The organism is Hyphomicrobium sp. CS1GBMeth3 (genome assembly GCF_900117455.1).
Classification (GTDB): Bacteria; Pseudomonadota; Alphaproteobacteria; order Rhizobiales; family Hyphomicrobiaceae; genus Hyphomicrobium_C.
Map to the genome: position 1 here is coordinate 2,019,052 of NZ_FPHO01000003.1, position 14,368 is coordinate 2,033,419.

General features: G+C 66.5%; 11 protein-coding genes. 7 read left to right on the top strand and 4 right to left on the bottom strand.

Annotation, left to right across the window (positions count from 1 at the left end; all coding sequences use genetic code 11):
• Positions 1-130: 130 nt before the first annotated feature.
• Positions 131-475, top strand: a complete 345-nt coding sequence (locus CS1GBM3_RS16870; RefSeq protein WP_072396689.1) for a hypothetical protein — start codon at positions 131-133, stop codon at positions 473-475.
• 6 nt (positions 476-481) lie between these two features.
• On the opposite strand, the gene CS1GBM3_RS16875 is transcribed toward CS1GBM3_RS16870, so the two are convergent.
• On the bottom strand, positions 482-1,921 hold the full coding sequence (locus CS1GBM3_RS16875) for an FAD-binding oxidoreductase (protein WP_072397612.1): 1,440 nt from the start codon (positions 1,919-1,921) through the stop codon (positions 482-484).
• A 455-nt stretch (positions 1,922-2,376) separates the two neighbouring features.
• The gene (locus CS1GBM3_RS16880) at positions 2,377-3,339 is read right to left on the bottom strand and encodes an L-threonylcarbamoyladenylate synthase (protein WP_072396691.1); all 963 of its coding nucleotides are present in this window, start codon (positions 3,337-3,339) and stop codon (positions 2,377-2,379) included.
• Positions 3,340-3,443: 104 nt separating this feature from the next.
• On the opposite strand from CS1GBM3_RS16880, the gene CS1GBM3_RS16885 reads away from it, so the two are divergent.
• From CS1GBM3_RS16885 to CS1GBM3_RS16910, 6 genes are all read left to right on the top strand, one after another.
• On the top strand, positions 3,444-5,225 hold the full coding sequence (locus tag CS1GBM3_RS16885) for an acyl-CoA dehydrogenase family protein (RefSeq protein WP_072396693.1): 1,782 nt from the start codon (positions 3,444-3,446) through the stop codon (positions 5,223-5,225).
• A gap of 15 nt (positions 5,226-5,240) precedes the next feature.
• Positions 5,241-6,761: a hypothetical protein gene (locus CS1GBM3_RS16890; RefSeq protein ID WP_072396695.1), complete on the top strand. Its 1,521-nt coding sequence runs from the start codon at positions 5,241-5,243 to the stop codon at positions 6,759-6,761.
• A gap of 150 nt (positions 6,762-6,911) precedes the next feature.
• Positions 6,912-7,862 (top strand): histone deacetylase family protein, encoded by a 951-nt coding sequence (locus CS1GBM3_RS16895; protein ID WP_072396697.1) that lies wholly within the window; start codon positions 6,912-6,914, stop codon positions 7,860-7,862.
• A gap of 88 nt (positions 7,863-7,950) precedes the next feature.
• Positions 7,951-8,211: an exodeoxyribonuclease VII small subunit gene (locus CS1GBM3_RS16900; RefSeq protein WP_072396699.1), complete on the top strand. Its 261-nt coding sequence runs from the start codon at positions 7,951-7,953 to the stop codon at positions 8,209-8,211.
• A gap of 272 nt (positions 8,212-8,483) precedes the next feature.
• Entirely contained in the window at positions 8,484-10,388 is a 1,905-nt protein-coding gene (gene dxs, locus CS1GBM3_RS16905) for a 1-deoxy-D-xylulose-5-phosphate synthase (RefSeq protein WP_072396701.1), read from the top strand.
• Positions 10,385-11,365, top strand: a complete 981-nt coding sequence (locus CS1GBM3_RS16910; protein WP_072396703.1) for a hypothetical protein — start codon at positions 10,385-10,387, stop codon at positions 11,363-11,365. The genes dxs and CS1GBM3_RS16910 overlap by 4 nt, the downstream gene beginning before the upstream one ends.
• 44 nt (positions 11,366-11,409) lie before the next feature.
• On the opposite strand, the gene CS1GBM3_RS16915 is transcribed toward CS1GBM3_RS16910, so the two are convergent.
• Together CS1GBM3_RS16915 and CS1GBM3_RS16920 are read right to left on the bottom strand one after the other, a co-directional pair.
• Positions 11,410-12,567 carry a GNAT family N-acetyltransferase gene (locus CS1GBM3_RS16915; protein WP_072396705.1) on the bottom strand — a complete coding sequence of 386 codons (1,158 nt, stop codon included), beginning with the start codon at positions 12,565-12,567 and terminating at the stop codon, positions 11,410-11,412.
• An 81-nt stretch (positions 12,568-12,648) separates the two neighbouring features.
• Positions 12,649-14,361 (bottom strand): peptidoglycan D,D-transpeptidase FtsI family protein, encoded by a 1,713-nt coding sequence (locus tag CS1GBM3_RS16920; protein WP_072396707.1) that lies wholly within the window; start codon positions 14,359-14,361, stop codon positions 12,649-12,651.
• Between the last annotated feature and the right edge of the window lie 7 nt (positions 14,362-14,368).

Consider the following 14,368-nt stretch of genomic DNA (forward strand, 5'->3'; position numbering starts at 1 on the left):
TTCCTGAGGGTAACGGCGCGCGCGTGAACGGTGTGATGCGATTACCTCTCCTGTGGGCATTTCTCTCGAGCGCCGTCGAGAGCGCGATTTGAATCTGCCAAAATGAGCCCGGAAAGATGGAGGAGTCGACATGACAAAGGATGCGGCGTTCCGCCTGGGCTTTGCCGCGATCGTGCTCGGCGCAGGGCTTGTTCCCGCGCTGGCCAGCACTGAAACCGGCTTTGCATCGATGCACAATCAGGCGCGCGTCGGAGGGAAGCTGTGCATGACAGATCACTATCACTACGGCAGCGGCACGGGCCGCACCAAGGCGCTGGCGCAGCGTTCCGCCATCGGGTCGTGGCAGAGCTTCACCGACTTCGAGTACGGAAGCGCCTGGGCGCGCTTCAGCAACGCGGCCGCTAAGCGCGTGAGCTGCTCGCAGTCGGGTGGCAGCTATAGCTGTCAGGTCGAGGCGCGTCCCTGCCGCAGGTAGCGGCGACTAGCTGAGGAGCTTACCGGGATTGAGGATGCCCTTTGGATCGAGCGCGCCCTTGATGCTCTGCATGAGCTCGATCTCGACCGCGCTCTTCACGCGCACGAGTTCCTCACGTTTCAACTGACCGATGCCATGCTCGGCGGAGATCGATCCGCCGAGCGAAACCACGACATCGTGTACCGCGCGCGCCATCTCCTCCCACAACGCCAGGAATGCATCGCGTGCCATCGGCGGCGGTTGCGAGACATTGTAGTGCACGTTGCCGTCGCCAAAATGTCCGAACGGAACCGGACGCGCACCGGGGCATACGCGCTGCACCACCGCGGCAGCCTTCACCAGAAACTCCGGAATGCGGCCGACGGGCACCGAAACGTCGTGCTTGATGGAGCCGCCTTCGCCTTTCTGCGCTTCTGACGCGGCCTCACGCAGGCGCCACAGCTCCGCGGCTTGATTGAGCGACGTTGCCACCGCCGCGTCGCTGATAAGACCGCCCTCGGCGGCCTTCACCAGCAATTCGTCGAGCAGCGGCGAAGCGCGCCCGGCAGCACTCGAGATTTCGAGCAGCACGTACCATGGCACCTCCCCGGCAAGCGGCTTGCGAGTCCCCGGGATGTGCCGTGTGACGAACGAGAGAAGCTCGCCGCTCATGAACTCGAACACGGTCAGTGCGCCGCCCGCCTGCGCCTCTGCGAGCTGGAAGAACGGCAAGAGCTCATCGAGGCTCGGCAGCGCGACGAACGCAGTCGCCCGCTCCTCGGGCTGTGGAAAGAGGCGCAGCGTCGCCGCCGTGATGATTCCGAGCGTTCCTTCCGATCCGACGAACAGGTCGCGCAGGTCGTAGCCGGTGTTGTCCTTCTTGAGCGCGCGCAATCCATCCCACACACGGCCGTCGGCGAGCACCACCTCGAGCCCGGAGACAAGCGCGCGCGCGGTGCCGTAGGCCAACACCGCCACGCCGCCCGCATTGGTCGCAAGCGTGCCGCCGATGGTGGCGCTGCCCTCTGAGGCGAGGCTCAGGGGAAACAGTCGTCCGGCGGTTCGTGCTGCAACCTGAGCCTCGGCGAGTGTGAGCCCCGCTTCCACCGTCATCGTGCCGCCGGCCGCATCGACGGAGCGGATGCGCCGCATGCGTGTGAGCGACAACACGATCTCGTGTCCGCTCTCGCGTGGGATCTGCCCACCGACGAGACCCGTGTTGCCGCCTTGGGCAACCACACCGATACCTTCTGCGTTAGCCAAAGCGAGAAGACGCGCGACCTCTTCCGTAGTCTTGGGCTTCACGATCAGTGGCGTACGCCCCACATAGAGGTCGCGCCATTCGCGGAGGTGCGGGGCTTGCTCGGCAGCATCCGTGATTGCATGGTCGGCGCCCACGATTGCCGCAAAGCGGGCGATCAAGTCGGCGTCGGGCATCTTGGTACGGCGATCGGAGGTCGACGTCATGAACGGGCTGCCGCTGGCATCGGTATGGGGCGCAAGCATCTTCGCGTCCGGCTGTGCATATCAGGCTTTCGCGCCATGAAGCAAAAATCGCAGTTAACGGGACGCGCCGGTTGGCTGGCCTTCTTCGGTGTGCTGGCCGTTGCCGCGATTCTGGGCGCACCGGTCGCCGCGCAAAGACTTGAGCCGGTGGTTCCAGGCGTCCGCCCTCCGCCAACCGGCATCGCGCCCCAGAAAATCCCTCCGAGGCCCGCGCCCGGCGTCATCCCAAGGCGCATCCCGCCGGGCGGTATTGGCATCGGCCCTTCGATGGTGTGCCCGGGCACGAGAGGCCCCAACTGCTACTCCAGCTGTGGCGCGCGCTGTCAGATGGTGGACTGCTCCGGTCTCAATGTATCTCGCTGCGCGTCCATTCGGCAAAACTGCCGTGCCTCCTGCTCCTCTCGGTGCTGAGCCCACTAAGGGCGGGGCGCGGCGGCACGGCGCAGCCTGTCGTTGATCGCTTCGCCGAGCCCGTGCTCCGGGATCGGCATGACGGCAATGGTCCTGACGCCCGTGCGGTCGAGATCGCGCAGCGCCGCAAATAGCGCTGCCGCCGCCTCGGCGAGATCGCCGCTCGGGCTGAGGTTGAACGACGGCCCGTCCGTCACCGGCGCTTCCGAGCCGAACGCGAGCAGCGCCTCTCCGGAACGAACGTCGGAAGCGTTGAGCCGCAGCTTCGCGTTCGGAGCATAATGGCTCGCAAGCTGCCCTGGCGACGTCGGATGCGTGTCGTCGCTAAGAGGCTCATTCGTTAGCGACGCACCGAGCACGGCTTCGATGTCCTGCCGTGCAACGGCCCCGGGACGCAGAAGCCGCACCTCTCCTTCGGCCGTCACGGCCACCACGGCGCTTTCGAGTCCATGCTGCGTCGGGCCGCCGTCGAGCACCATCGCCACCTTGCCGTCGAGATCCTCCTCGACGTGGCGCGCGGTCGTTGGGCTGACACGACCGCTGCGATTGGCCGAAGGTGCTGCGAGCGGTCGCCCCGCGGCCACCAGCAGAGCCTGTGCAACTGGCTGCGCCGGCACGCGAACCGCGACGGTGTCGAGCCCCGCCGTGACGAGATCGGAAATGCCGGCTTCAGCCCGCCGCGGCAGAACCAGCGTCAGCGGACCCGGCCAGAAGGCCTTGGCGAGAGCCCGCGCAACAGGCGTGAAAACCGCAATCTGCTCTGCGGCCGCGAGATCGGCCACGTGCACGATGAGCGGATTGAACTGCGGCCGTCCTTTGGCTGAGAAAATCGCTGCGACCGCCCGCCCGTTAGTCGCGTCCGCCCCGAGCCCGTAAACGGTCTCGGTCGGAAACGCCACGAGCGCGCCGGCACGGACGAGACGTCCCGCGTCTTCGATTGCGGCCTGATCAGCGGGTCGTATTGGCATTCTGGCGGTTCGGCGCTTGGTCCGTTACGCTGACACGGCTTCCGCACGATGATCGGATTTGCTTGGCATCATCCGAATCGACGCGGGTCACGGAAGGGAAATCCATGAGCTACGTGGCTCCAGTAGACGACATCCTCTTCGCACTCAAGTCGGTGTCCGATGTTTCGGGCGAGATGGATAAAAGTCCGGTGCGCGGCCTGGATGCGGACACGCTGCAGGCGATCCTGGAGGAGGCCGGGAAGTTCGCGGCGGAGCAGTTGGCGCCGCTGAACACGGCCGGCGACCGCACGCCCTCCCGCTGGACAGATGGCCGCGTAGTCACCCCGCCCGGCTGGAAGGCCGCTTACGAGGCCTTCTGTGCGGCAGGCTGGAGCGCGCTGCCCTGCCCCGAAGCGTTCGGCGGCCAGGCCTTGCCGGAAACCGTGGCCGTCGCCGTTTGTGAGATGTGGAACGCTGCCAACCTGTCGTTCGGCCTCTGCCCGCTTCTGACCCAGGGTGCTATCGACGCCTTGAGCGCGGGCGGCTCGGCGGAGCTGAAGCAGCGTTACCTGCCGCGCATGGTGAGCGGCGAGTGGACCGGAACGATGAACCTCACGGAGCCGCACGCGGGCTCCGACCTCTCCGTCATACGCACCCGCGCGGAGCGCGCGTCCGACGGCACCTATCGCCTGTTCGGCACCAAGATCTTCATCACCTACGGCGACCACGACCTGACGGACAATATCGTGCATCTCGTGCTCGCCCGCCTGCCCGACGCGCCCGAGGGCACGCGTGGCATCTCGCTGTTCCTCGTGCCGAAGCGTCTCGTCAACGAGGACGGCTCGATCGGCGCCGAGAACGACGTCGTCTGCGCTGGGCTCGAGCACAAGCTCGGCATCCACGGCAGCCCGACCGCGGTCATGAAGTTCGGCGAGAAGGATGGTGCCGTCGGCTACCTCGTCGGCGAGGAGAACCGCGGCTTGAACACCATGTTCATCATGATGAATGCCGCGCGCCTCGCCGTCGGCATTCAGGGCGTCGCGATCGCAGAGCGCGCGACGCAGCACGCGGTCGCCTACGCCAAGGAGCGCCGTCAGGGCCGCTCCACGGCTACGCGCACCGCCGGCATGGTGCCCATCGCCGAGCACCCTGACGTTCGCCGCACGCTTCTCACCATGAAGGCGCTGACGCGCGCGGCCCGCGCCATCTGCTACGCGACGGCCGCCGAGATCGACAAATCGCATCACGCCGAAACGGAAGCCGAGCGCGAGGCCGCAGCCGATCACGCCGCGCTCCTGACACCCGTCGCCAAAGCCTTCTCTACCGACATCGGCTGCGAGGTTGCGTCCCTCGGCGTGCAGGTGCACGGCGGCATGGGCTTCATCGAGGAGACAGGCGCGGCGCAGTTCTATCGCGACGCGCGCATTCTGCCGATCTACGAAGGCACCAATGGCATCCAGGCCATCGACCTTGTGACGCGCAAGCTGCCGCTTGCCGGCGGACGCCTGATCAAGGACGTCATCGCCGAATACGAGGCGACGGCGCGTGAGGTGAAGGCGATCAACAGGCTCGAGCTCGGTCGCACGGGCCAGCGCTTGGCCTCCGCGGTCGTCGCCTTCTCCGAGGCCACCGCATGGATGGGCGAGGCCCTTGAGCACACCCCCAATCTGGCTTTGGCCGGCGCGACACCCTACCTGCGGCTGTTCGGCATCGTAGCGGGCGGTCATTATCTTGCAAAAGGCGCGCTGTTTGGTCTCGAGCAGGGTGGCGCGGAGGGAATGGAGGCCGTAGCGTTGACGCGCTTCTTTGCCGAGAACCTGTCAGTGACGGCGCCGGGCCTCGCGGCTGTCGTGACCTCGGGTGGTGACGCGGTATTGGATGCGCTGCCGGAGACAACGCCGGCATAGCAGGGGAGGTGGGGGATGCGGCTCGGCCGGCTGGCGGCTCTCGGGTGGGTCTTGGTGTTGGCCGCCGGCATCGGCTCGGCGGACGCCGGTTGGCTGTCGCGGATCTTGCGCGAGGCCGGTGAGGCGGGCGGCGGAGGCGTCGTCTCGAAAGTCGGCAAGTCCGGCTTTGGCGCGCTCGACAACGCGGCGGCCCATGTCGCGACGCTGCCGAAAATGCCGGGCAGCGCCGCGGCACTCGCCGCGCATGTGACGCCCGAAGGCCATTGGAAGTTCGTCAACCGCGAAGGCCAAGTCTTCACCGCCGCCACGCCCGACGAGCTGGCCCGTGTCAGCGCGACGCTCACGCCCGAGGCGGCGCCCGGCGGCAAGCTCGCGCTTTACCTCAGCCAGGACACCATCTTTGCGCAACGGAGCGCCTTGAAGGATCTGCCGCGCGATGCAGACCTGCATGTCGTTGTCGGCAAGGACGCCTACCGCCTGCGCCGCTCCGATGCGCCGGCCGGCCTCGCCGCCGAGATTCGTCCGGGCCTTGTGGCCGCGATCGACAACCGCGCCCTGTTCGAGGAAACCGTCTACCGGCTCGCGAAACCGCTGAACCGTTCCAACATCCGTGTCCTGGCGCTGGAGACCGGCGGACCGACGCGCTTGTCCTCCGCGCCGCGTTACGATCCGGCGACGAAGGCGGCACTCGTCGATCATGTGGAGCCGGCAGCGCTTCCTGTAGCCCTCGCGGGGCTCAAGGGGCAGACGGCGCTCGTCACGGGCCGCATCGACGGCAACCGGCTGGTCTTCCGCGCCTCGCGCGGGCCGGAGCAGACGCTCGACATTGCGACGCTCGTCAAAGCGGCGGAAGACGCCGACGTCAATCTCGTGCTCTTGCAGACGGCATCGACCCACCAGCCGGGCGGGCGTAATTGGCTCTGGCAGACTGTCTCCGTCTCCGGCCTCGACGATGCGATGAAGCGCACCACGTTCGGCGATTTCCTGAGCGCCCTCGGCGGCGCCGGTAGCGAGCTTACGGTCCGCGCTACGCCGGGCTCGACCGGCCGCGTCGTATTCTCAGCAACGCCCGCACCATCCGCATCCGCCCCCCTGAGCGAGACGGTCAGCGGCTGGATCGGCCTGAGCAATTGGATCGGTGAGATCACCGGCAACGTGGCCGTCAACGCGATCCAGGTCTTCGCGCGCGATGAAGCCCACGAGCGCGAGCTGGACGCGCGCATCGTGCCCGGCATCCCATCGGCGATCCAGTACGTCTACCTGGGCTCGCTCGTGGCGGGGCTCTTGGCGTGGCAGGTCTCGTTCGCCTGGTGGCGCCGCATCTGGCCGCCCGAGCAGCGGCACGAGTATGCAAGCCGCTTTGGCTACGTCGCGGCGCGCTTCGCACGCGTTATGGTGGCGATCGTCATATTCCTTCCGCTTGCCGGCATGCCGGCACTGATGTGGCTTGGCATGCTGCAGGTCTGGGGGTTGATCACGGCGCCGTTCCGGGCCGTGCGCTGGCTCTGGGGCCACGTCCGCCACCAGAGCGCCTGAAGCGATCTAGATGAGACCCACGCGATAAGGGCGCGACGCACGCAGCCTTGGCGTGCAAGGGGGCTGGCATTCCAGGCTGGTCAGCTCGCGCGACTTCGCTATCATGGTCGCAACAAGAAACTTCGGAAACGCTCAGGACTTACGGTTAACATGGCAACTCTTCTCATCACGCATTCGGCGTTTCTCGATCATGATCCGGGGTTCGGCCACCCGGAGCGCATCGATCGCATGCGCGCAATCGACAAGGTTCTCGCCCACGAGAGCTACAACGCCCTGAAGCGGGCGGAGGCGCCGCTGCGCGAAGATGTTGAAGAGCAGATCCTGCTCGTTCACCCGCAGCATCACCTCGATCGTATGAAGAACGCCGGCGAGATCGCCAAGAAGCGCAACGGCGGCGTTCCGGTCGATGGCGACACGGTTATGTCAGGTGGCAGCATAGAGGCGGCGTTGCGCGCCGTGGGCGCTGGCCTCGAAGCCGTGGATGCCGTCATGGACAATCGCGTGGCCAACGCCTTCTGTCAGGTACGCCCGCCAGGCCACCACGCCGAGCCCGACCGGGCCATGGGCTTCTGCTTTTTCTCCAACGCGGCGATCGCGTCCTACTACGCCCGCGCGCGCTACGGCGCCGAGCGCGTCGCCGTCGTGGATTTCGATGTTCACCACGGCAACGGCACGCAGGATATCTTTTGGTCCGACAAGGATCTCTTTTACGGCTCGACGCACCAGATGCCGCTGTTTCCTGGCACCGGCGCCCTGTCGGAGACCGGCGTCGGCAACATCTGGAACGCGCCGCTGCGTGAGGGCGATGCCGGCGATACCTTCCGCGATGCCTTCACCTCGCGCATCCTGCAACCGCTACACGACTTCGGCCCGGACCTGATCGTGATTTCCGCTGGCTTCGACGCCCACAAGCGCGATCCGCTCGGCGGCCTGCGCCTGGTCGAAGCCGATTTCATGTGGGCGACGGAGGAGCTCGGCAAGATCGCCGAGAAGCACTGCCGCGGGCGCATCGTCTCCATGCTGGAGGGCGGCTACGACCTCGACGCGCTGGCGACATCGGTTGCGGTGCACGTGCGCACGCTCATGGACCTCGGCAGCTAAGCTACTGTTTATACGCAATGAAACGAGGCGTGCGCGGCGGCGTCCGAGGCTCTAGACTTGGCTCCGAGAATCATGATCCGGAGAAGGAATGAGCAAGCTGACGAACAAGAATCACGCCGACATCAAGGAGCTGAGCTTCGAGAAGGCGCTCAAGGAGCTCGAGACCATCGTCAGCCGCCTCGAACGGGGCGATGTCGAGCTCGAGGAGAGCATCACCATCTACGAACGCGGCGAGGCGCTGCGCGAGCATTGCGACCGCCTGTTGAAGCAGGCGGAGGCCCGTGTCGAGAAGCTGACTGTCGGCGCCGACGGAACCCCGCGCGGCACAGAGCCCCTCGATCCGGAATAGGAACCACCGGCGAGGCCGCACGAGCCTGGAATAACAGGCGTTCCGGCGGAGCCCGCTTTGAAGCCAAGATCTTTGGCCGTTCGATGCGCCCTTCACCGCCCGCAAGGGCTCCGGGGGCGCATCTTCTGCCGCAGGAACCGCGACACGAACGTCCGGTCTCGGCCCTTCATCCGCCACCCTTTCGGCGCTAGAGTAGTTTGAATGCGGATACGGCCGGAGAGGTGGCGGTCCGCCGGGGCCACGGCTCCGCTTTGGAAGGATGATGCCCTGCCGTGAGCAAGACCCCGCTCCTCGATACGATCAGGACCCCCGAGGATCTCCGCCAGCAACCCGAAACCGCCCTCCGGCAGATCGCGGACGAGCTGCGCCTCGAGACCATCGACGCCGTTTCCGTGACCGGCGGCCATCTGGGCGCTGGCCTCGGCGTGGTCGAGCTGACGGTGGCCCTGCACTGGGTCTTCGACACGCCGCGCGACCGCCTGATCTGGGACGTCGGCCACCAGTCCTATCCGCACAAGATCCTGACCGGCCGCCGCGACCGCATCCGCACGCTCCGTCAGGGCGGTGGGCTGTCAGGCTTCACCAGGCGGGCCGAGAGCGAATACGATCCCTTCGGCGCCGCCCACTCGTCGACGTCGATCTCCGCCGGCCTCGGCATGGCCGTCGCGCGCGATCTCAAGGGCGGCGACAACAACGTCATCTGCGTGATCGGCGACGGCGCCATGAGCGCTGGCATGGCTTACGAGGCCATCAACAACGCCGGCGCCCGCGACGAGCGCCTGATCGTCATCCTGAACGACAACGACATGTCGATCGCGCCGCCGACCGGCGCCTTCTCGTCGTATCTCGCCCGCGTCACGTCGAGCGGCACGTACCTGCAACTCCGTGATTTCGCCAAGCAGCTTGCCAAGCGCTTGCCGAAGAGCTGGGAGCGGCGCGCCGCCCGCATGGAGGAATACACGCGCCACCTGTGGCAGGGCGGCATGTGGTTCGAGGAGCTGGGTTTCTATTACGTCGGTCCCATCGACGGGCACGACCTCGACCAGCTTCTGCCCGTGCTGAAGAACGTGCGCGACACCAAGCAGGGGCCGATCCTCGTCCACGTCGTTACCAAGAAGGGCAAGGGCTACGCGCCCGCCGAGGCTTCCGACGACAAGTATCATGGCGTGGCGCGCTTCAACATCGTCACCGGCGCCCAGATCAAGCCGCAGCAGAACGCGCCGACGTTCACGCGCGTGTTCGCCGACAGCCTGATCGCGGAGGCCCGCAAGGACAAGCGCATCGTCGCCATCACGGCAGCCATGCCCGACGGTACGGGGCTCGACCTGTTCGGGAAGGAGTTTCCCGACCGCACGTTCGACGTCGGCATCGCCGAGCAGCACGCCGTCACGTTTGCCGCCGGTCTTGCCACCGAGGGCCTGAAGCCGTTCTGCGCGCTCTATTCCACATTCCTGCAACGCGCCTACGATCAGGTCGTGCACGACGTCGCCATCCAGCGCCTGCCGGTCCGCTTCGCCATCGACCGCGCCGGCCTCGTCGGCGCCGACGGCCCGACCCACGCCGGATCTTTCGATCTCGCCTACCTCGGCTGCCTGCCGGACTTCGTCATCATGGCCGCCGCCGACGAGGCCGAGCTTGTGCACATGGTTGCCACCGCCGCTGCAATCGACGATCGCCCGTCCGCCCTCCGTTATCCCCGCGGCGAGGGCATGGGCATCGAGCGTCCGTTGGAGGGTGTTCCGCTCGAGATCGGCAAGGGCCGCATCGTCCGCGAAGGCACTGCCGTCGCCATCCTGTCGCTCGGCACGCGGCTCGGCGAAGCAACGAAGGCCGCCGACCAGCTTGCCGCCATGGGTCTGTCGACGACGGTCGCGGACGCGCGCTTCATGAAGCCCCTCGACCGCGATCTGATCGCGCGTCTGGCCAAGGAGCACGAGGTGCTGATCACGATCGAGGAGGGCTCGATCGGCGGCTTCGGCAGCCATGTGCTGCAGGAATTGGCGGAGGCCGGGCTGCTCGATCGCGGCCTCAAGGTGCGCACCATGGTGCTACCCGATGCCTTCATCGATCACGATGCTCCTGCGAAGATGTACGAGCGTGCGGGCCTCGCTGCACCGGACATCGTCAAGACTGCGCTCGCCGCTCTCGGCCGGGACGTGCTGGCTAGCCGCGCGTGATCTCAAAACTTCGCGCTGGGCCCGTCAAGAGCGACGCGCCCGAGCCTCCCGCAAAGCCCGAGACCATTGGAGAGTGGATCGGCGTTGCGCTGGTGCTGGCCATGTTCGCCATCACGGGGCTTGTCGGGCTCCTCACGCTGTGGTCCGGCGCCCGTGGCTTCCTCGCGGGCGATTTCTCGCTCCCGATGGCGCTGTTCCTGGTCGCCATGGGGTCGATTTTTACAACAATCGGCTTCGGCTTCTTCTATTTCCGCTTCGTCAAGAAGCCGCTGTGGGACGCTGAGGAGCGACGCCTCGCCGCCCGATATCCGGGCCAGCCATGGATGCTGCGCAAGGACTGGGCGGCCCGGCGCATCGTTCATTCGAATGCCGGCGTCGCCGCGCTCCTCTGGATCTGGAATATCGGCTGGTGGGGTGGGATTGCCTTTATCGGCACGGTCAATCGAGCCAAGATCGAGGCCGCGCTCGCGGAGTCGTGGGGAAGCTGGATCGTAGCTGCGATCTTCCTCGGCGCCGGGCTCTTGGGATTGCACTTTGCGTTCGCGGCCACGCGCACCTACTGGCGCTTTGGGCGAACGACACTCTTGCTCGATTCCTTGCCGGCCTACTTCGGCGATCGGTTCCGCGGCACAGTCGAGGCGCGGCTGACAGGACGCCCGGCTAATCCCCTCAAGGCGGAGCTTGTGTGCGAGCGTCTGGAGTGGATACGCCAGCTCAGCGGGGGCAAGAAGACATCGAAGCTCAAGGTGGAGGAGCTGGTGCGCGCCTCCGCGGAGATTCCGCCGTCGCGCCTGCTCGTGTCGCGCCGTAGCGTGCGCATTCCCGTCGAGATTGATCTGCCGGAGCGTGGTTTAGAATCGAGCCTGGACAGCCAGGGCAACGGCATCCGCTGGACGCTGCACGTCGAAACCACAGCGCCGGATGCGAACATGTTCGCGTGCGCATTCGAAGTGCCGGTCTACCCGCGCCGAACATAGGTCCGTCTCGCGGTCAGGCCGCGTTCTACCGATCTCTCCTGGCATTATTCGATGGATGAGATCAGAGCGCTCGCAGTGGCTGCTGCTACCGCAGCAGCGGCCGGAACGCCGTAGCGACCGCCCGCGACGCGCATTTCCGGCGTCAGCCAATGATAGAAGTCCCGCGCCAGCGGCCGCACGCGTCGGCGCACCTCGGCAACGCCACGCCCGACGCGCGTTAGCGCAAGGGCATAGTCGTCGATCTCGACACCCGTGTTCGCTCGCGTCCAGTGACGCTTGTAGTCGTCGCTCGGTGCCAGGAGATCGTAGCGACGGAAACCCTGCTCGAAGCACCATGCGATGGTGCGCAGCATCTGCTCCTGCCCGGGGCTCAGGGAACTGTACGTCTCGTCGTACGCACCGAGATAGGCCATATAGTCAGACCGGTTCGCAAACCCCATTTCAACGCCGATAAGGGCTTGCCCCGCCTTGAGCGCGGTGACGATCGTGCTGCCGGCAAGAACCGCCCCGCGCAGAATCCGCTCCCACTCTCCGCCGTTGAACACCGGACTTGAGACACCGCGCTGCGTGAGCCAATCGCGTTTCCAGCGCACGGCCGTATCGAACGCGGTCGCTGCCTCTGCGCCGCGTAGCACCTCGAACGACAGCGGTCCGGCTTGCGCTTCGAAACGCTGCAGCCTCTGACGGCGGTTACGCCGCGTTCGACTCGAGAACGAAGCCTCGTAGGCCGCGAACGCTCCATAGCCGGCGAGATCGATGTAATGCGACGTTTCTCGCGCAGACTGGGATGTGCCATGGCGTGCGAGGGCCATGTGCAGCCCGCCATCTTGCCGGACCTTGCGCAGCAGGATGAGATCGATGCCTCTGCGGCGCAGCGCGTTGCAAATCCTGATGAGCTCGTCTGCCTCGAGCGCGCCGCCGACGACGTCGGTGTATTGCGACAGCGGATGGACGAGTGGCACTGCGGTGCGCGCGCCAAGCAGCCGCTCGCGGCGAAGTGGAAGCATCAGCGATGTGCTGCAGTCCCGTCGAACGACGGCGACCAGCGGCTCGGAGCCCTGCCGTTCGGCAAGCTCCGCCGCCGCCACGACCAGCTCGAATTTTTCGAACGCGCCAACCTGTGCGCGGGATTCCGCGTCCATCCAAAGCGGACGCAGGCGCGTGATGGCATCGAGGCCGGATGCGATCTCCAGGGCGTCCATGGCGGAGATTGTGCCTTCAACTCGGCGTTATGTGAGGACCGAGAAGAACTATCCGTATGAGCAGTGTCGATTGTGTTAAGCTCAGTCCGAGAGCTGCGCCACGTCATTGACGGGTCTGACGCCGAGCAGCGGCGCGATGCGTTTGATCACATTGCCGGCAGTCGGCGCCGCGTTGCGTCCGGCCAAGACCTCGCCGGCCGCGGCATCCGTGCCCTTCGGTTCGAAGATGAGAACCATCACGAGGTACTTCGGCTCGTCCATCGGGAAGCCGGCCACGAACGAAGCCACGACGGATTTTTCCTGATAGCCGCCGCGGCCCGGCATCTCCGCGGTGCCCGTCTTGCCGCCGACGCGGTAGCCCGGCACGTCGGCGCGCCGGCCTGTGCCACCCTGCTCGGCGACGTTACGTCGGAACAGCACCGACAGACTGCGGCTGGTCTCCTCGCTGACCACGCGCCGCCCGGCATCCGGAGCCTCGCCGCGCTTGCGGAAATAGGTGGGCGTCACGGTGGTGCCGCCGTTGATGAGTGCGGCCGTTGCCGCCGCGAACTGGATCGGCGTCAGTGCGATGCCGTGGCCATAGGAGACGGTGATCTGCTCCGCGCGCCCGAGCTTAGGCGGAAGCTGCGGCGCCGCAACCGGACCGACCTCCGTGCGCATGGGCGTCGTCAGCCCGAGCTTGTCGAGGAACGCGCGCTGCTTCTGCGGACCTTCCGCGAGCGCGAGCATGCCCGAGCCGACGTTCGAGGAGTAGATGAAGATCTCCGAAACGGTGAGCGGCCGGCGTTTGGGGTGCGTATCCTTGAATGTGAAGCGCCCGGCCGTGAGCGGCTTGGTGACGTCGATCACGGTATCGGACTTCACGCTGCCGCCATCGAGCGCCATCGCCACGGTGAAGATCTTGAACACCGAGCCGAGCTCGTAGGTGCCGCCCTGGATCTTGTCGAGCCGCGCCGGATCGAGAATCTCTGACGACCGCGCCGGGTCGACGCCCGGCAGCGAAACGGCGCCCAGCATCTCGCCGGTCCTGACATCCATGACGAGACCGGCAGCGCCCTTCGATTCGTAGCGCGCCATCGCTTGCGCGAGTTCGTCCTCGAGCGCGTACTGCACGCCGAGGTCCAGTGACAGTGCCACCGGCAGGCCCGCGTCCGTCGGAGCGCCGTGCGTTGCCTCGACGCCAACGGTTTCGTCGATGGCGCGCTCGATGCCGCCGGTGCCCTTATTGTCGACGTTGACCGAGCCGAGCACGTGCCCGGCCAGGCGCTCGAGCGGATAGGCTCGCCGCAGCTCGCTGCGGAACTCGAGGCCCGGTAAGCCGAGATCGTGAACCTCTTGGGCGAGCTTCGGCGCAATGCCGCGCTTCAGCCACACGAAGCGCCTGTTGCGATCCGAGAGGACTTGGCGCACCTCGTTCCGGTTGATGTCCGGCAGCACGGTGCTGAGCTGCTCGATCGTATTGTCGAGCCCCTGCACGAGCGAGGGATCGGCATAGAGCGACGGCATCTCGATATCGCTCGCGAGCAGGCGCCCATTGCGGTCATGGATGTCCGGCCGCACATAGCTGCGCGCGATGGGCTCGCTGAGCGTCACCACCATGTCGCTGGTGTTGCTCGCCGCAAGACGCGCGAGCTGCCCCGCGACGCTCATGAACATCAACGCCATGCCGAGCATGACGAGGCGCGTGCGCAAACCGGCGCCGGGCTCGCGGTGTCGCGGTTGGAGCGGAAGCGCACGATGGGAGACCGGCTCGGAAAAGCCCTGGTCCCGCCTTGCCCGCGTCGCGCCTCTCATGTTCGCC